Origin of the sequence: Micromonospora sp. NPDC049203, from assembly GCF_043197215.1 — a bacterium.
Classification (GTDB): domain Bacteria; phylum Actinomycetota; class Actinomycetes; order Mycobacteriales; family Micromonosporaceae; genus Micromonospora.
In genome coordinates this window covers 1-17,856 of record NZ_JBICSV010000005.1, presented here as the reverse complement: position 1 = coordinate 17,856, position 17,856 = coordinate 1, and the positions used below count along the sequence as shown (strand labels likewise).

General features: G+C 76.0%; 14 protein-coding genes, 1 rRNA gene and 1 pseudogene. 2 read left to right on the top strand and 14 right to left on the bottom strand.

The genetic code is table 11. The features are described 5' to 3' along the window. Positions 1 to 119: 119 nt before the first annotated feature. The 11 genes from ACGFIA_RS15405 to ACGFIA_RS15355 all read right to left on the bottom strand — a co-directional run bounded on the left by ACGFIA_RS15405 (position 120) and on the right by ACGFIA_RS15355 (position 13,420). Positions 120 to 2,477, bottom strand: coding sequence for a hypothetical protein (locus tag ACGFIA_RS15405; RefSeq protein ID WP_357388310.1), 2,358 nt, complete (start codon positions 2,475 to 2,477; stop codon positions 120 to 122). Beyond that, a complete protein-coding gene (locus ACGFIA_RS15400) occupies positions 2,477 to 3,610 on the bottom strand; it encodes a glycosyltransferase family 4 protein (RefSeq protein ID WP_393260490.1) in 1,134 nt (377 codons plus the stop codon). Before ACGFIA_RS15400 ends, ACGFIA_RS15405 begins: the two co-directional genes overlap by 1 nt. Continuing rightward, the gene (murJ, locus tag ACGFIA_RS15395; protein ID WP_393260487.1) at positions 3,607 to 5,304 is read right to left on the bottom strand and encodes a murein biosynthesis integral membrane protein MurJ; all 1,698 of its coding nucleotides are present in this window, start codon (positions 5,302 to 5,304) and stop codon (positions 3,607 to 3,609) included. Before murJ ends, ACGFIA_RS15400 begins: the two co-directional genes overlap by 4 nt. 1 nt (position 5,305) lies before the next feature. Further along, the gene (locus tag ACGFIA_RS15390) at positions 5,306 to 6,169 is read right to left on the bottom strand and encodes a hypothetical protein (RefSeq protein ID WP_357388304.1); all 864 of its coding nucleotides are present in this window, start codon (positions 6,167 to 6,169) and stop codon (positions 5,306 to 5,308) included. Positions 6,170 to 6,229: 60 nt separating this feature from the next. Next, a complete protein-coding gene (locus tag ACGFIA_RS15385; RefSeq protein WP_357388302.1) occupies positions 6,230 to 7,171 on the bottom strand; it encodes a copper transporter in 942 nt (313 codons plus the stop codon). Positions 7,172 to 7,199: 28 nt separating this feature from the next. Then, on the bottom strand, positions 7,200 to 8,378 hold the full coding sequence (gene steA, locus ACGFIA_RS15380; RefSeq protein WP_357472858.1) for a putative cytokinetic ring protein SteA: 1,179 nt from the start codon (positions 8,376 to 8,378) through the stop codon (positions 7,200 to 7,202). A 118-nt stretch (positions 8,379 to 8,496) separates the two neighbouring features. After that, the gene (gene recN / locus ACGFIA_RS15375; RefSeq protein WP_357388298.1) at positions 8,497 to 10,254 is read right to left on the bottom strand and encodes a DNA repair protein RecN; all 1,758 of its coding nucleotides are present in this window, start codon (positions 10,252 to 10,254) and stop codon (positions 8,497 to 8,499) included. A gap of 531 nt (positions 10,255 to 10,785) precedes the next feature. Then, complete coding sequence (locus ACGFIA_RS15370) at positions 10,786 to 11,670, bottom strand: NAD kinase (RefSeq protein ID WP_013285580.1); 885 nt, start codon at positions 11,668 to 11,670, stop codon at positions 10,786 to 10,788. After that, positions 11,667 to 12,515, bottom strand: coding sequence for a TlyA family RNA methyltransferase (locus tag ACGFIA_RS15365; protein ID WP_357388296.1), 849 nt, complete (start codon positions 12,513 to 12,515; stop codon positions 11,667 to 11,669). Before ACGFIA_RS15365 ends, ACGFIA_RS15370 begins: the two co-directional genes overlap by 4 nt. A gap of 21 nt (positions 12,516 to 12,536) precedes the next feature. Beyond that, positions 12,537 to 12,764 (bottom strand): hypothetical protein, encoded by a 228-nt coding sequence (locus tag ACGFIA_RS15360; RefSeq protein WP_357388294.1) that lies wholly within the window; start codon positions 12,762 to 12,764, stop codon positions 12,537 to 12,539. Further along, entirely contained in the window at positions 12,761 to 13,420 is a 660-nt protein-coding gene (locus tag ACGFIA_RS15355) for a hypothetical protein (RefSeq protein WP_357480567.1), read from the bottom strand. The genes ACGFIA_RS15360 and ACGFIA_RS15355 overlap by 4 nt, the downstream gene beginning before the upstream one ends. Positions 13,421 to 13,531: 111 nt before the next feature. Between ACGFIA_RS15355 and ACGFIA_RS15350 the strand changes: the two genes are divergently transcribed. Then, the gene (locus ACGFIA_RS15350) at positions 13,532 to 13,867 is read left to right on the top strand and encodes an SCP2 sterol-binding domain-containing protein (protein WP_357388290.1); all 336 of its coding nucleotides are present in this window, start codon (positions 13,532 to 13,534) and stop codon (positions 13,865 to 13,867) included. Positions 13,868 to 13,879: 12 nt separating this feature from the next. Here ACGFIA_RS15350 and ACGFIA_RS15345 read toward each other — a convergent pair whose 3' ends face one another. Both ACGFIA_RS15345 and ACGFIA_RS15340 read right to left on the bottom strand, forming a co-directional pair. Beyond that, positions 13,880 to 14,950, bottom strand: a complete 1,071-nt coding sequence (locus ACGFIA_RS15345) for an HAD-IIA family hydrolase (protein ID WP_357388288.1) — start codon at positions 14,948 to 14,950, stop codon at positions 13,880 to 13,882. 388 nt (positions 14,951 to 15,338) lie between these two features. Further along, positions 15,339 to 16,026, bottom strand: a pseudogene (locus tag ACGFIA_RS15340) (Replicase polyprotein 1ab); the annotation flags it as partial. Between ACGFIA_RS15340 and ACGFIA_RS15335 the strand changes: the two are divergent. Further along, positions 16,003 to 17,673 carry a hypothetical protein gene (locus ACGFIA_RS15335; protein WP_393260481.1) on the top strand — a complete coding sequence of 557 codons (1,671 nt, stop codon included), beginning with the start codon at positions 16,003 to 16,005 and terminating at the stop codon, positions 17,671 to 17,673. The pseudogene ACGFIA_RS15340 and the gene ACGFIA_RS15335 overlap by 24 nt on opposite strands. A gap of 94 nt (positions 17,674 to 17,767) precedes the next feature. On the opposite strand, the gene rrf is transcribed toward ACGFIA_RS15335, so the two are convergent. Beyond that, positions 17,768 to 17,856 (bottom strand): 5S ribosomal RNA (gene rrf / locus ACGFIA_RS15330); the annotation flags it as partial.

Below are 17,856 nucleotides of genomic sequence, written 5' to 3'. Positions count from 1 at the left end.
AGCCGGCGTCGCACCCGCTGTCGGCGCACGTGGGGCCGGTGGCGACCCTCTCCGGCCCGGCGCGACGGCCCTCTCCGGCCCGGCGCGGCGACCCGGCACGGCGGCCCGGACGGTCCGGTTCAGCCGGCGGGGATCTCGGTGGACGCCGGGGCCGGCTGTGCGGGGATCCGCGCACCGGCGGCACGTGGGCCCTCCGGCGCCTCCTCGCCTGCGGAGTCCCGCCCGGCCGGCTTCCCGGTCTCCCCCGGGCCGTCGCCCGCCCCGGCCGCGCCGTCGGCAGCCGCCCGGTCGCCGCCGGAACCGTCACCGGCCGCGCCGCCACCTCCCGGCCCGCCGCCCGGTGGGACCGCGCCCGTCTCCCCGCCGGGACGCCCGCTGTCGGGCACCGTACGGTCGGTGGAGTGGTCCAGCACCCGCAGCGCGGCGAGGGCCGCCATCGGCACCACGAGCGCCGCCGCCGCGCCGGCCACGTCCAGCGCCCGCCCGCCGAGTACGCCGCCCAGCCCGACGGCCACGCCGGTGCCGGCCATCGCCGCCCGGATCGCCGGGTAGATGCCGAACAGCCGCATCAGCCCGCCCCACGGCTGCAGCAGCGCTAGCCAGACCAGCGCGGCCCCGGCCAGGGCCAGCACTGTCAGCGGGCTGTTCACCAGCGTCTGGAAGTTGGAGCTGCCGGACCGGTGCACGGTGAGCCCGCCGGTGCCGTCGCCGAGCGCGGCAAGGAACCGGCCCAGGCTGCCCCGCTCGGCCGCCGGGCGACCGAGGTCGACCAGGGCGAAGCCGACGGTGACCGCGAGCGCGGCCATCGTCGCCCAGGCCAGCCGGCTCACGGTGAGCCAGCCGCCGGTGCAGATGGCGGCCGCGACGCTCACCCCGGCGGTGAGCGCGATGGCCCCGATCGAGTCGGCGCCCAGGTACGGGCTGCCCACTATCACGACGGCCAGGCCGCCGACGGTCACCATCACCATCGGCCGCCAGCCCTTGCGGAACCGCTGGGCGAGCCAGCCGCCGCTCAGCAGCGCCCCGGCGATGAACACGCCCAGCCCGACGGTGCCGAGACCGGCGTACCGGCCGCCCTCCAGCGCCGAGTAGCCGACCACGCCGTTGAGCTGCAACCGGGAGCCGGTGAGCACGTCCACACCCACGACGAGCGTGGCCAGCCCGGCGACGGCGCCGAGCGGGCCGAGCGTGCGCTCGTGGCCGGGAGTGAACCGGACCAGGGCCGTGCCGCCGACGATGAGCAGCGCGGTCACCGACGCGTACCACAGGCCGGCGTGGTCCCCCCGCCACCAGGGCACGGCGTCGGCGAGCAGCGCCGCGGGCACTGCCAGCGCGACCGCGATCAGCAGCAGCTCCACCACTGCGACGATCCGCCGGGACACCGGTTCCGGCCCGTGCGGTCCGGCGTGCCGGCGGGCCCGGCGCAGCAGCGGCAGCACCGCCACCGCGAGGGCGAGCTGGGCGGCGGCGAGCAGCGTGAAGAACCAGCCGGCGACGCGGCGCTGGGCGGCGGCCTCCCGGTCCGCGTCGGCGGGCGCCTCGATCGCGGCCCGCAGGTCGTCCGGCCGGTCGTCGACGGTCACCGCCGGCCGGCCGAGGAACGCCCGGTCCGGCATCGGCTTGTCGAGCACCGCGAGCACCGTCGGGGCCAGGTCGATCAGTTGCAGGTAGCCGGACCGGGCGGTGCTCGGCGAGGTCAGCCAGCCACCCTCCCAGCCGGGGCCGTCGGCGACCGCCACGTGCAGCCGCGCCGGGTAGTCGGTGTCGGACACGCCCGCGACGAGCACCAGCGAGCGCGGCGGCCGGGCGGCCAGCACCCGGGCCAGCCGGGCGTCGGCCTGCCGCGCCTGAACGGCCCGTACGGCTCGGTCGTCGTCGTCGACGGTGCCGATGTCGACGATGCTCAGCACGCAGGAGCCGAGCAGTTCCGCCGGGTCCTCGGGCAGCGTGGGGGCGTACCTGTCGACCCGCCCGAACGGGCGGGCGGCGGCCACCGCGGCGCCCGGCCCGACCGCCACCGAGCAGCGCACCGACTCGGCCAGCGCGCCGGGCGTGGCGCCCCAGGAGAGCTGGTCCTGGTTGTGCGCCACCGCGCCGGCCTGGTCGGGCAGGTTCGCGCCGATGCCGTCGGGCCGCTCGACGGTGACCGAGGTGGCCGGGCAGCCGCCACCCGGGCGGGCGCCGGGCCACGCCGCGTAGTTCCCCGCGCCGAGCGTGAGCCACCCGTCGACCGGGCAGGTGGGACGGTGCGCGGAGCGCACCGAGAGCGACCCGATCGCGCCCTGCTCGGCCATCCGCCACAGCGTCGGCGTGTTCTCCGGGTCGACGTCGTCCCACCGCAGGCCCGCCGCGCCGACGAGCACCACGAAGTCGGCGCCGGGCCGGGACGCGCCGTCGTCCGGACGGGCGGAGAGCGCGGTGATGCCCAGCGCCACCACGATCAGGGTCAGCAGGACCGGGGTCAGTCTGCGCAGCATCAGCGGTTCCCGGTCGACAGCTGGGGCGTCAGCTCGGCGTAGAGGCCGGCGAGCGCGGCCACGGTGTCCGCCTCGGTGGGCCAGGTAGCGGCCCGCACCACCCCACGGCGACCCAGTTCGGCCCGGCGTACGGGGTCGCCGAGCAGGTCGCGCACCGCCGCGTCGACGGCGTCCACGTCACCGGGCGGCACCAGCACGGCGGCGTCGCCGACCAGGTCCGGCAGCCCGCCGACGGCGGTCGCGACGAGCGGCACGCCCGCCCGCAGCGCCTCCTGCGCGAACAACTGTCGGGCCTCCCAGTCGCTGGTCACCACGGCGAGGTCGGTACCGGCCAGCAGGTCCGCCACGTCGGTGCGGTGCCCGAGCAGCGTCACCGGCGCGCGGGCGGCCGAGATCCGGGCGGCCAGCGGCAGGTACGCCGGACCGCTGCCGGCGATCACCACGAGCGGGGCGGGGGTGCGGGTGCGCCAGCGGGCGGCGGCGTCGATCAGCACGTCGTACCGCTTCTGCGGGTGCAGTCGACCCACTGACAGGATCAGCTCACGGTCGGCGGCGACGCCGAACTCGGCGCGTACCGCGGTGCGGCGGCGACGCGGCGCGGGCAGCACCGGCGCGGCGACCGGGGCCAGGCGGGCGTCGGCGGCGCCGAGCGCGGCGGCGCGGTCGACCAGGTCGGCGGAGGCGCCCAGGGCGACCCGCACGGACCGGGCGACGACCCGCTCGACCAGCCGGGACACCGCGCCGCGCAGGCCACCGGCGAGGACCGCGTTGTGCCAGGTGACGACCAGCGGCGCGGCGGGGCGGGCGAGCGCGGCGACCAGGCCGGCGCGCAGCCCGTGCGCGTGCACCACGTCGACAGGTGTGTCCGCGAGCGCCCGGCGCAGCGCGGTGACCGCGCGCGCGTCGCCCGGCGTGGGGCTGGCCGGGATCTCCACCGGCGCGAACCGGGCCCCGGCGGCGGTGAAGTCGAACTGTTCCTCGGTGGCGGCCGGGCCGCAGACCAGCACGGACGCGCCGGCCTCGGTCAGCCCCCGGCTGATCGAGCGCACGTGCTGCCCGACCCCGCCGGTGCTGGAGGCGAGCACCAGGGCCACCGACCCGGGCCAGCGCGGTGCCGGCGAGGCGTCCGTCATGAGGAAACGGTCTCCCTTCCGTCACCCCGCTCGCCGGGGTGCTGCTGCGCCGGCGGGCCGTCGTCCCCGCCGGCCGGGCGTCGCCGGCGTAGCCGGCGGGTCACGGCCGCGAGCAGCGGCCGCAGGTCGCGGGCGTCGGTCAGCCAGGCGACGGCCAGGAACAGGACACCGACCACGACCCCGGACAGCATGCCCTGCGCGAGCGCCCGCGGTGTCGTCGGGGTGCCGTCGCCGAGCCCGGCGAGTCCCGCCGCGACGGCCGTCCCGCCGCCCGCCGCGACGACGGCGGCGAGCAGCCCGGCGGCGCCGGCCCGGCCCGCACCGGCGAGCGCCCCGCCACCGGCGGCCCGCCGGACCGCGACGAGCAGCAGCACGCCGAGCAGCAGCATCCCGGCGGAGCTCGCCAGCGTCACCGCGAGCACCCGGTCGGCGAGCGGGAGCGCCTGGGCGGCGAGGACGGCGAGCGCGGGCACGCTGAGCCAGCCGAGCGCGGTGGCGACCGTGGCCCGGCGCGTCTCGCCGCGCGCGTACAGGGCGCGGGTGAGGACCGCGAACAGGCCGTAGCCGACGAGGCCGGGCGCGAACCCGGCGATCGCGGCCGCCGCGGTACGCGCGTCGAGCGGGTCGGCGAAGAAGAAGTGCCCGACCGGAATGGCGGTGCCGACCAGCGCGGCGGCGCCGAGCAGGCTGAGCAGCACGACGCCGCGTACCGCCGGGGCCAGCGTCTCCCGGTAGGCACGCTCGTCGCCGGTGGCCCGGGCCGCCACGAGCGTCGGGTACGCGGCCACCGCCAGCGGCACCGCCAGCACCGCCCAGGGCAGGAAGTAGACGGTCTGGGCCAGGTTGTAGACGCCGACGTCGGCGGTCCGGCCGTAGGTGACCTGGTTGAGCGCGACCACCAGCGCGATCTGCTGCGCGGTCACGGTGACCACCCCGGCGACCGCCAGACCGCCGACCCGGGCCCGTGCGTCGGCCGGGAACCGGTAGCCCGGCCGGATCCGCAGCCGCAGCCGGCGCAGCGGGATCAGCAGCGACAGCGAGAGCACCACCACGCCGAGCGTGGTGCCGGCGGACAGCAGGAACTCGCCGCCGCGCCCGGCCTCGCCGATCGTGGCCAGCCGCCCCTCGGTGGCGGTGAAGCCGAGGTAGACGGCGATGACAGTGACGCTGGACAGCAGCGGCGCGATCACCGGCCAGGCGAAGCGGCGGTGCGCCTGGAGCACGCCGGTCAGCACGATGCCCACGCCGTACAGCGGCAGCTGCGGCGCGAACACGCGCAGCATCCGCGCCCCGGACTCCTGCTGGGCCGTGCTGAGACCGTTGCCGATCAGGCCCGGCAGCGGATCGGCGAACACCGCCACCAGCACGGCCAGCGGAACCAGCAGGGTCAAGGTCCAGGTCAGCAGCGCGCCCGTCGTGGCGGCCACCGCCCGCCGGTCACCCGCCTCGACCGCGCCGGCCAGCAGCGGTACGACGAGACTGGCGAGCGCGCCACCGGCGACGATCTCGAAGATGAAGTTCGGGACGTAGTTCGCCACCACGTAGGCGCCGCCGAGGTCGCTGGTGGACAGCGTCCAGGTGAACACGGCGGTCCGGCCGAAGCCGGCGAGCCGGCTGAACACGGTGAGGACGGCGATGAGGGCGGCCGCCCCGGCGACCCGGCCGGCGGCGGCGAGAGGAGCCGGTTTCGTCACGTCAGTCCGAGAGCCGGCCCAGCTCGTCGAGATGCCGCAGCCCGGGCGTGGACGCGATCACCTGGGTGAAGCTGACCTTCTCGCTGGCGGCGGTGAGCGCGGCGAGCACGGCCAGCACCCCGGCCCGGCCCAGTGGCCCGGTACGCGCGGCGAGGCTCACCCCGAGCAGCGCGCCCAGGGCGTTGGCGCCGCTGTCGCCCACCATGACGCGCTCGCCGAGGTCGTCGCCGACCAGTGCCGCCGAGGCGCCGACAGCGCCCGCCGCGACGCCGCCGTACGGGCCGGTGGTCAGCGGCACACCGAGCAGCATGCCGGACTTCAGCGCCCGGCCGGGCCGCAGGTCGAGCAGGTTGACCAGGTTGGCGGTGCCGGCCACCACGCCGGCGCCGAGCAGCACGTCGACCCCGCGGCCGAACGCCCCGGCGCTGCGGCGGCGCGGGTGCGCGGCGACCCGGCGGTCGGCGGCCAGCAGCGCCGCGGCGCCCAGCCCGGCCACGCCCACCCCGGCGACCTTCACCATCCCGGCGGTGATCTGCCCCTCCCGCAGCGCGGCGAGGTGCCCGGCGAAGCCCTTGGCGGCCTTCTGCTCGGGACGGGCGCCGACCACGTCGTCGTAGAGGCCGACAGCGCCCGCGCCGAGCCCGGCGACGAGCGCGGCGGCGCCGGCCGGTGCGCTACCGGCGCCCAGCGCGGCCCCGGTGGCCGCGCCGACGGCCAGGGCCGGACCGGCGGCCAGGGTCACCGTGCGGCCCCGGTAGTTGGTGCGTTCCAGCGCCGGCCCGCCCGGCGACGTGCGCGTCTGGCGCAGCACGTAGCGGGCGGCCAGTGCGCCCGCGCCCACGGCCAGCAGCCGACCCAGTCTCACGGGACCTCCTCGATCCGGACTTCGAACGCGACGCGGCACGGACCGGGCGGCCCGGAGCGGTCACCGGGGCAGTGTAGGCACCCGGGTGGCGGCGTTGTCGCCCACGCCGTACTGGCCGGTCTTCTTGTCGGTGAGCTGCTCCGCCAGGGCGAGGCTGGTGGCGAGCTGACCCTGCACGGTGTTGGCGTTGTCGACGGTGGAGATGGTCTGCGACAGCACCGGGTCACCGCGGACCACGGAGACGAGGTTCCCGCCGGTCGAGCCCATGCCGGCCACCACCAGCGCGCCGGCCCGGTCGAACTGCTCGGCGATCTTCACCACCGACTCGTCCTTCTTCGCCGAGTCCTTGTCCACGTACGGCTGGCCGGTGACCATCACCACCGCCTCGGCGGCGGTGGAGATCCGGTCCGCCGGGGTGAGGTACCCGGCGGTGGCGTACTGCTCCAGCACGGCACGCCGGTCGGCCTCGCTGACCGGCGGGCTTCCGGCCGGACGGTCGACGAGCACGTTGGCCAGCAGCGCGCTGGATGTCTCCACGCCGTGCCCGTTGCCGGGCAGGTTGCCGGTCGGCGCGCTGTTCGGCCGGGCCGCGGTGACCGCCAGTTCCAGCAGGTTGTTGTTGCTGTCCGGGTTGACGAACTTGTCCTGGACGTTGATCCGTCCGGTGATGTCGGCGCCGGCGGTCTGGAGCATCTTCACCACGCCGTCGGCCTGGTCGCGGCCGGTCGGCAGGGTGAGCACCAGCACCCGGCGGCTGGTCAGCTTGCCGGGCAGGACGAGCTGGGCCATCTCGCCGGCGAAGTCCTCCTCGGTCTCCAACTGCTTCTGCATGCTGTTCACCGACTGGCGCATCAGCGAGTTGTCCTTACGCAGGCCGTTCACCTGCTCCCGGAGCGAGTCGGCGACCGGCCCGTTGAGGGCGGCCGTGCCGACCACCAGGCCGATCGCCAGTGCCAGGAACACCGCGGTCAGGGACACCACGTGGTAACGAAAGTTGATCACGCTTGCAGCCTCTTGATCGTCGGGAGGGCTAGAAGAGCTGGCCGAGTTGGAACACGAAATTGTCCCACCATTCGGAGACCACGCCCAGATACGCCTTCCCGACGGTGGAGACCGCCACGGCGGAGGCCATGGCGGCCAGCGCCGACAGGACCAGCAGCAGCAGCGACGACCCGGAGATGCTCTGCCGGTAGAGCCGGCTGACGCCCTTGGCGTCGACCAGCTTGCCGCCCACCTTGAGCCGGGTCAGGAACGTCGACGCCATGCCCCCGCGTCCCTTGTCCAGGAACTCGACGAGGGTGGCGTGGGTGCCCACCGCCACCAGGAGCGAGGCGCCCTTCTCATCGGCCAGCAGCATGGCCAGGTCCTCGCTGGTGGCCGCCGCCGGGAAGGTGATCGCCGGCACGCCGAGCCCGTTGACCCGGGCCAGACCGGGCGCCCGCCCGTCCGGGTAGGCGTGCACGATCACCTCGGCGCCGCAGCGCAGCACGTCGTCGGTGACCGAGTCCATGTCCCCGATGATCATGTCAGGCGTGTAGCCCGCCTCGACCAGCGCGTCGGCCCCGCCGTCCACGCCGATCAGCACCGGCTTGAACTCCCTGATGTACGGGCGCAGCACGTCCAGGTCGGCCTTGTAGTCGTAGCCGCGCACCACGATCAGGCAGTGCCGGCCCTGGATCTGGGTCTGGATCTCCGGCACGCCGACGCCGTCGAGCAGCAGGTCGCGTTCCTGCCGCAGGTAGTCCATCGTGTTGGCGGCGAACGCCTCCAACTGCACCGACAGGCCCTCCCGGGCGTCGGCCATCGACTTGGCCACGGTCTCGGCGTCCTGCAGTGAGCCGTGCGCGACCGGCTCCTCGCCGGCGAAGACGGTGTTGCCCTCGATGCGGACCCGGTCGCCCTCGCGGACCTGCTCGAAGACGCCCTCGCCGAGATCGTCCAGCAGCGGGATGCCGGCCGAGACCAACACCTCGGGCCCGAGGTTCGGATAGCGGCCGGAGACCGACGGCTTCGCGTTCAGCACCGCCGCCACACCCACCGCGACGAGCGAGTCGGCCGCCACCCGGTCCAGGTCGACATGGTCGATGACCGCGATGTCGCCGGGCCGCAGCCGCCCGACCAGCCGTTTCGTCCGGCGGTCCAGGCGCGCGGTGCCGACGATGGAGCCCGGCTCCGGGTTCCGGCTCCGGCGCAGTGTGGGTAGACGCATCGTGACCATCCTGGCATGTGAGGCAGGTTTTGCTGTCGCGACATGCCTGAGCAGGGCCGCCTACCCAGGGAAGCACACCGGGACCCGCGCCGGTGTGCTTGCGCTCACAATCGGGGTATCACGGACGCCTTTCCTTGGCCGCCACTGCCAGGAGTTCCTCGGCGTGGGCGATACCCAGATCCGAGTCCGGCAAACCGGCGAGCATCCGGGCCAGTTCGCGGGCGCGCTCGGTGTCCTCCACCACACGCACCCCGCTGGTGGTGACCGCTCCCCCGGTGTCCTTGGCCACCACCAGGTGCCGGTCCGCGAACGCGGCCACCTGCGGCAGGTGCGTGACCACGAGCACCTGGTGGCTGCGGGCCAGCCGGGCCAGCCGGCGACCGATCTCCACCGCGGCCTGGCCGCCGACCCCCGCGTCGACCTCGTCGAACACCAGCGTGGGCGGGCCACCGGAACCGGCGAAGACCACCTCGATGGCGAGCATCACCCGGGACAGCTCGCCGCCGGAGGCGCCCTTCTGCAACGGCAGCGCCGGTGCGCCCGGGTGCGCCAGCAACCGCAGCTCCACCTCGTCGGCGCCGTCCGCGCCGACGCCGGTCTCGACGCCGTTGACCGGCAGGCTCGGCTCGGACCGGCCCGCCGGGCGCGGCAGCACCGCCACCTCGATGCGGGCGTGCGGCATGGCCAGCCCGGCCAGCTCGACGGTCACCTCCTCGGCGAAGCGGACCGCTGCCTCCCGCCGGGACGCCGACAGCCGGCCGGCGAGGTCGGCCACCTCACCGGCGAGCCGGGTCGCCTCGCGGTCCAGCTCGTCCAGCAACTCGTCGGAGGTGTCCAGATCGGACAGCCGGGTCCGCGCCCGCTCGGCCCACGCCACCACGCCGTCGACGTCGTCGGCGTACTTGCGGGTCAGCCCGCGCAGCGCGGCCCGCCGCTCGTAGACGGTCTGCAGGCGGGCCGGGTCGGCGTCCAGCGCGGCCAGATAGGCCGACAGCTCCGCTGACACGTCGGTGACGAGCGTGGCCGCCTCCTCCAGCCGGGCCGCCAGCTCACCCAGCGCCGGGTCGGTGCCGGCCTGCGCCTCGAGGGTGCGCCGCGCGGTGCCGAGCAGCGCGCTCGCGTCCGGCGTCTCGTCGGCCGGCTCCACGCCACCGGCCACGCACTGCTGCGCCACCTGCGCGGCGGTGCGCAGCCCCTCGGCGTGCTCCAGCCGCTGCGCCTCGGCCTTCAGCTCCTCGTCCTCCCCCGGCTGCGGGTCGACCCGGGTGATCTCGTCCAGGCCCAGGCGCAGCAGGTCGGCCTCCTGGTTGCGCTCCCGGGCGTTGCGCCGCCGGTCGGCCAGGTCATCGACGACTGTGCGCCACCTGGCGTACGTCTCGCGCAGCGCGTCGAGCAGCTTCTCGTGCTCCGGCCCGGCGAACCGGTCGAGCGAGGCGCGCTGCTCGGCCGGGCGCAGCAGGCGCAGCTGGTCGGACTGGCCGTGCACGGCCAGCACCTGCTCGCCGACCTCGCCGAGCGTGGCCACCGGCATGGCGCGACCGCCCAGGTGCGCGCGCGAGCGGCCCTCGATGGTGACGGTGCGGCTGAGCAGCAGCGCGCCGTCCTCGTCGGGCTCGCCACCGGCGTCGAGGATCCGGGCGTGCACCGACTCGGCCACCCGGCCGCCCAGCCGCAGCCGGCCCTCCACGACCGCGCGGCCCGGCTGGGCGCGCACCCGGCCGGCGTCGGCGCGGCCGCCGAAGAGCAGGCCGAGGCCGGTCACCACCATGGTCTTGCCGGCGCCGGTCTCGCCGGTGATGACGTTCATCCCCGCGGCCAGCGGCAGCGTGGTGTCCTCGATGACGCCCAGTCCGGTGATGCGCAGCTCTTCCAGCACAGCACCCGACAGTAGCCCCGCCGTGTGACAGTTGACCAGCCGCCCGGGCGGGGCGCGGGCACCCGTACGGTTCAGCCCGTGCCGATGCGGCGCCTCCCGCGGCGACGTCCACAGTGCGCCCAGGTCGTCCTTGTCGGCCCGCCGCCGGGTCACCGGGACGCCGCATCGGCGCCAGGTCGACACGGGCACGACGGAGTGGGGCCGGGACGCCGGAGACCGCGTCGCCCAGTTCGCGTGCCGCCGCTTCCTCCGGCGGCGGCCCTGCGACCTGTCGGCCCGGCCGGGGTCGACACCCGACCGGACTCGGCGTGCCGGTCCGCCCGCCGCGGGCCGGCTGCGACGCTCCGGCGTCCCGACCGTCGCGGTCCCGACCACCCCCTGGCCGAGCCCGCGACAGACGGGCCGCATCCGGGAAACGACGGGCCTCACCGCCGCGCCCGGACTCACCTCTTCGCGGCCCGTACGCCCACCGTAACGCGCGCGAGCGCCGGGGCCGGTGGGCCGAACGGAGAATTTCCGCTGAGCCGCTGGTCAGCGGCGGTTGCCCCGCCAGCCCTGCACGGGCAGGTCGAACTTGGCCACCAGCCGGTCGGTGAACGGGCGGGCCCGCAGCCGCACGATGCGCACCGGCAGCGTGCCCCGGCGCACCGTGACCCGGGCGCCGGGCGGCAGGTCGTAGACGCGCCGGCCGTCACAGCAGAGCACCGCCAGGGTGGTGAACGGGTCGACGGTGATGACGAACGTCGACGTGGGCGCGGTCACCAGCGGGCGGCTGAACAACGCGTGCGCGCTGATCGGCACCAGCAGCAGCGCCTCCACCTCGGGCCAGACCACCGGCCCGCCGCCGGAGAACGCGTACGCGGTCGAGCCGGTCGGGGTCGCGCAGATCACGCCGTCGCAGCCGTACCGGGACAGCGGCCGGCCGTCCACGTCCACGAGCAGCTCCAGCATCTGGGCGCGCTCGCCCTTCTCCACACTGATCTCGTTGAGCGCCCACGACTCGATTGTCGGCCCGCCCTCGAACTCGGCGGTGACGTCGAGGGTGAGCCGCTCGTCCACCGTGTAGTTGCGGTCGACCACGTCGCGTACGGCGGTGTCCAGGTCGTCGATCTCCGCCTCGGCGAGGAAGCCGACCTTGCCCAGGTTGATGCCGAGCAGCGGCACCTTGGCCGGTCGGGCCAGCTCGGCGGCGCGCAGGAACGTGCCGTCCCCGCCGAGCGCGAACACGATCTCGGCGCCCTCGGCGGCCTCCGGGCCGGTCACCGGCACCACGCCCGGCAGGTCCAGGTCGTCGGCCTCCTCGGCCACCACCCGCACCTCGAAACCGGCGGCGATCAGGTCGGCGGCCACCGCGCGGGCGTGCTCGGTGCTGCGTCGACGGCCGGTGTGCGTGACCAGCAGCGCGGTACGGCTCACCCGGACACCTCCTCGGTCGTGGCCGCCGTCGCGGCGGCGCCCTGCGGGCCGGCGGCCACCACCGCGCGGACCCGCTCCGGGTCCGCGGCGGGCGCGTCCCCGCGCAACCATACGAAGAACTCGACGTTGCCGCTCGGGCCGGGCAGCGGGCTGGCCGCCACGCCGGCCAGGCCGAGGCCGAGGCCGGCGGCCGTCGCGGCCACGTCGAGCACCGCCTCGGCCCGCAGCGCCGGATCACGGACCACGCCGCCAGCGCCGACGCGCTCCTTGCCGACCTCGAACTGCGGCTTGACCATCAGCGCCAGATCACCGCCGGGGCCGGTGCACGCGGCCAGCGCGGGCAGCACCAGCCGCAGTGAGATGAACGACAGGTCGGCCACCGTCAGGTCGACCGGGCCGCCGATCGCCTCCGGCGTGAGGGTACGCACGTTGGTGCGCTCGAACACCCGGACCCGCTCGTCGGTCCGCAGCGACCAGGCGAGCTGCCCGTAGCCGACGTCCACGGCGACCACCTCGGCGGCGCCGCCGCGCAGCAGCACGTCGGTGAAACCGCCCGTCGACGCGCCGGCGTCCAGGCAGCGCCGGCCGGTGACGGTCAGCCCGCCGGGGGCGAACGCGGCGAGTGCGCCGGCCAGCTTGTGGCCGCCCCGGGAGACGTATGCGTCGGCCGGGTCCTCGCCGGTGACCAGCAGTGGATCGGCCGGGTCGACCATCGCGGCGGCCTTGCGCGCCTGCACTCCGCGCAGCTGCACGCGACCGGCCTCCACGAGCGCGGCGGCCTGTTCCCGGGAGCGGGCCAGCCCGCGCCGGACCAGTTCGGCGTCCAGCCGGGTACGACGAGCCATCAGGTGTGTCTCCGCCTCTGCTCAGGCCTGGTCGATGGTGGCGAGGGTCTCGCGCAGCGTCTCGTACGCCGCCTCGTACTGGGCGATCTGGTCGGCCGGGGCGAGCGCCTCGGCGTTGGCCATGCCGAGCACCGCGGCGTCGACCGCCGGGTGCCGGGCCTCGCCGACCTCCTCGACCGGCGCGGGCCGTACCCCCGGGGGTGGCCCGGGCCGCGGGCCCGGCTGCGGGCCGGGCCGGGGCGCGGTCACGACCCGGCCGCCCGGCGCCCGGTGGCCTTCTTCGCCGGCCGGGCGGGCGCGGCGGGCGAATCGTCGGCGGGGGTACGGGCCACGGTGGCCGGCGGCTTCTTCGCGATCGCCTTCTTGGCCACCGTCTTCTTCGCCACCGCCTTCGTCGGAGTCGTCGCGGGGGCCTTCGTCGGCGTCGTCGCCGGGGAGGACGCGGCGGGCGAGCCCGTCTTCGCCGGCGGCTCGGTCCCGGCCGGTGCTGCCTCGGACGACTCAGCGTGCGCGGGCCCGGTCTGCGGAGAGGCAGCCGCCCCCGACGGCGCGGTGGCGGGGGCGGACGGGGTGGCGGGCGCCGTCTCGCCCGGCCCGAGGTGGCCGCGCGCCTCACGCAACTGCCGCTCCAGGTCGTGCACCCGGCGGGTCAGCTCGGCGACCTCGTCGGCGGTGGCCAGCCCGACCGCGCCCAGTGCCCGGTCCACCTCGAAGCGGACCAGCTTGGTCAGCGACTCCCGGTTCGCCAGGCCGGTCGCCACCAGTTCCTCGGCGAGCGTCTGGATCTGGGCGGCGGTCGCGCCGCCCTGGCCGACGACGCGCATGACCGCGTCCTGTGCCTTCTTCCGGGGCGCCTCCGTCAGGCCCATGGCCAGCTCGAGGTAGGCGCGCCACGCGTCCTGCATGCCTGAGTCCTTCCGCGGGGCGAGGTGTGCAGGTGCCACGCTACCGGGGACCCCGGACGTCCCATTGCGGTACGGTGCCGGGAACGGCGTGGTTCGTGGTGAGGAGACGATGTGGCCAGCGTGGACGAGTGCCGGCAGGCGTTGCAGGACCTGGCCGCGCGGCTGGACCGCAACGCCGAGGCGCAGGGGCGCATCGACCTGGACCGCACCCTGGCCTGCCGGATCACCGACCTCGGCACCGCGTTCCACGGGCGGCTGGAGGGTGGCCGGCTGGTCGACCTCGCCGACGGCGACGACCCGAAGGCGAAGATCGCGCTGACCACCGGCAGCGACGACCTCGTCGCGCTGGTGCACGGCCGGCTCGACGTGATGTCGGCGGTGGCCTCCCGCCGGGTCTCGATCAAGGCGAACCCGTTCGACCTGATGAAGCTCCGCAAGCTGCTCTGAGCGGCCGGCGCCTCAGCCGTCGAGACCGAACGCGGCGAGCGCCTCGGCCGCCGCCGGGGACTGCGCCCGCACGCACGGCCCGGCCGCCGTCGACCAGGCCACCCCGCACAGCGCGGCGAGGGCCGCCAGCGGCGGTCCCGCGCCGTCGAGCACGAGATCCCCGCCGGACTCCGTCACCGCCCAGCCGCCCGCGTTCTCCGGGCCCGGCACGGCCACCACAGCGGCCGGGTCGAACAGACCCGCCAGGTCGAACGAGACGTACGCGGGGCGACGCTCCTGCGGCGTGGCCAGCAACTCGGCGGCGTCGCTGACACCGGTGAGCACCAGCAGGCTGTCCAGCCCGGCCCGGCGGGCGCCCTCGATGTCGGTGTCCAGCCGGTCGCCCACCACGAGGGTGCGCCCGGCCCCGGCCCGCCGCGCGGCGGTGGTGAACAGCGCCGGCTCCGGCTTGCCCACCACCACGTCGGGGTCGCGGCCCAGCGCGGTACGCAGCACCGCGACGAGCGAGCCGTTGCCCGGCAGCGGGCCGCGCGGGCTGGGCAGCGTGCGGTCGGTGTTCGTGGCGTACCAGGGCGCGCCCGCGCGTACCGCGAGGGACGCCTCGGCCAGGTCGGACCAGCCGACCTGCGGGCCGTAGCCCTGTGCCACCGCGGCGGGCTCCTCGTCGGCAGTGGACACCGGCCGCAGGCCCACCGCGCGCAGCTCGGCGCGCAGCGCCTCCGCGCCGACCACGAGCACTGGCGCACCTTCGGGCAGCCGGTCGCGGAGCAGTTCGGCGGTGGCGGCCGCGGAGGTGAGCACCTCCGCCGGCTCGGCCGGAACGCCCATGCCGGTGAGCAGGTCGGCCACCTCGCTGGAGCGGCGGGAGGCGTTGTTCGTCGCGTACGCGACCGCGCGCCCCTCGGCGTGCAGCCGGCCGACCGCCTCGACCGCGCCGGGGATGGGCCGGTCGATCAGGTAGATCACGCCGTCGAGGTCGAAGACCACGAGCGAGTACGCGTCGACCAGCCGACCGCCCGCCCCGGCGCGGTCGGGTTCTCCCCGATCCGCGCCGGAGGCGGTGTCACCGGCGTACCCGGTCATCGGCGCTCCGCCGCCTCGCCCTCGCCGCCCGTGGCGTCACCCGGCGCGGGCCGGCCGGCCTCGTCCGCCGGGGCGACGTCGGCCGCCGGGCCGTCGCCGGTCACGCCGGTGTCCGGCGTGGTCGTGGCCGGCGTGGTCGGTGCCTCGGCGGTGGCCGCCGTGGTGCCGGCCGCGAGCGAGCCGGCCTCGGCGTCGGTCAGCTCGTCGTCGTCCAGGTCGCCGGCGTCCCGGTCCCGGTAGCCGGCCCGCGCCGCGTCCCCGCCCGCACCCGAGGCGGAGTCGTCCTCGCTCAGCCGCGCGTCGTCATCCCGGTCGTCGTCATCCTCGTCGTCGTCGAGGTCGTCGTCATCGTCATCATCGTCGTCGTCGTCGTCGTCGAGGTCATCGTCGTCGTCGTCGTCGAGGTCATCCTCGTCGTCGTCATTGTCGCGGGCGGCCCCGGCCGACGGCTCGGACGCGTCCGCGTCGTCCTCCGGCTCGTCGTCGCCCTCGATGACCACGCCGTCCAGCTCCAGCAGCCGCTCGGCGGCGTCGGTCTCACCCTCGGAGTCGACGTCGGCGGCCCGGGAAAACCACTCCCGCGCCTCCTCGCGCCGGCCCACCGCCAGCAGGGCGTCCGCGTACGCGTAGCGCAGCCGCGCCGCCCACGGCTCGGTCGAGTCGCCGGTCAGCTCGCGGACCTGGAGCATCGCCACCGCGGCGTCCTTCTGCCCGAGGTCGCCACGCGCCCCGGCAGCCACGATCAGCAGCTCGATCGCGACGGCCTGGTCGAGCTTGTCGCGGTCGGCGCCGCGGAACAGGTCGATGGCCCGCTCCGGCCGGCCCAGCGCCCGCTCGCAGTCGGCCAGCACCGCCAGGTGGCTCTGCAGCCCGCTCATCCGGTGGTACGTCCGCAGCTCGGCGATGGCGGTCTGCCATTCACCGGCGTGGTACGCGGCCAGTCCGACGGCCTCCCGCACGGCGGCGATCCGCGAGGCGAGCCGGCGGGCCGCCATGGCGTGCGCCAGCGCCAGCTGCGGGTCCTCGTCGATCAGCAGACCGGTCGCGACCAGGTGCCGGGCGACGGTCTCCGCCACCGGCTTGGCGAGGGAGAGCAGCTCCGCCCGCACGGCCGAGTCGAGGTCGCTCGCGACGACGTCGTCCGGCAGCTCCGGCGCCTCGCCGGTACGCCCCTCGCCCCGCTCGTCCCGGCGCTCCCGCTGCGGGCCGTAGTTGCCACGGCGGTCGTCGCCACCCGGCCGGTCGCCGTAGCCACGGCGCTCACCGTCGCGCTCGCCCCGGAAGCCGCCCGGCCGCCGGTCGTCGCGACGATCGTCGCGCCGGAAGCCACCGTCACGGTCGCCACCACGGAAGCCGCCCTCACGGCGATCGCCTCCCTGGTAACCGCCCTCGCGACGGTCGCCGCCGGCGTAGCTCTCCCGGCGGTTGTCGCCTCCCTGGTAACCGCCTTCGCGACGGTCGCCGCCCCGGAAGCCGCCCTCACGGGCACCACCCTCGCGACGGTCACCGCCCCGGAAACCACCGTCACGGGCGCCGCTCTCGCGACGGTCACCGCCCCGGAAGCCGCCCTCACGGGCACCACCCTCACGGCGGTCACCGCCCCGGAAACCACCCTCACGGGCACCACCCTCACGGCGGTCTCCCCCACGGAAGCCACCGTCACGGTCACCACCGCGGAAGCCACCCTCACGGCGCTCGCCGCCCCGGAAGCCACCCTCGCGACGGTCGCCGCCCTCGCGGCCCCCGCTCCGGAAGCCACCCTCACGGTCGCCGCCACGGAAGCCGCCCTCGCGGCGGTCGCCACCACGGAAACCACCATCACGGGCGCCGCTCTCGCGACGGTCACCGCCCCGGAAACCGCCCTCACGGGCACCACCCTCACGGCGGTCGCCACCACGGAAACCACCCTCACGGCGCTCGCCGCTCCGGAAGCCACCCTCGCGGTCTCCGCCCCGGAAACCGCCCTCGCGACGGTCGCCGCCCTCGCGGCCCCCGCTCCGGAAGCCACCCTCACGGCGGTCGCCACCACGGAAACCGCCCTCACGGCGGTCGCCGCCACGGAAACCGCCTTCGCGACGATCGCCACCGGCGAAGCCGCCTTCACGACGCTCAGCGCCACGGAAACCACCGTCACGGGCACCCGCCTCGCGGCGGTCGCCGCCCCGGAAACCACCACTCTCACGGCGGTCGCCCCCGCGGAAGCCACCCTCACGCGCGCCGCCTTCGCGACGGTCACCGCCGCGGAAGCCACCCTCGCGACGCTCCCCGCCGCGGAAACCGCTGTCACGGTCGCCGCCCCGGAGACCGCCTTCGCGACGATCACCGCCGCCGAAACCGCCCTCACGGCGGTCGCCGCCACGGAAACCGCCCTCGCGACGGTCACCACCGCCGAAGCCGCCCTCGCGACCCCCGCTCCGGAAACCGCCCTCGCGGCGGTCCCCGCCACGGAAACCGCCCTCGCGACGGTCACCGCCACGGAAACCGCCCTCACGGGCACCACCCTCACGGCGGTCACCGCCACGGAAGCCGCCTTCGCGACGGTCGCCGCCACGGGCGCCACTGTCGCGATCGCCACCACGGAAGCCGCCCGGGCGGTCGTCGCGGCCGCCCCGGTACGAGGGACGGTCATCGCGACGGCCGTCGCGGCCGGCGTCACCACGCCCCTGGCCGCGGTCGGCGCGATCCTCGTAACGACGGGGGCGGTCCCCGCCCTGGGGTCCTGAGCTCACAGGTACATCCTTCCTGATGGCGTTTCCGCCGAGAACGCTAACGCAGTCGAGGGCCGCCCCTGCTGGGGCGGCCCTCGACTGGAAGATTGTCCGGCGGTGTCCTACTCTCCCACACCCTCCCGAGTGCAGTACCATCGGCGCTGGAGGGCTTAGCTTCCGGGTTCGGAATGTGACCGG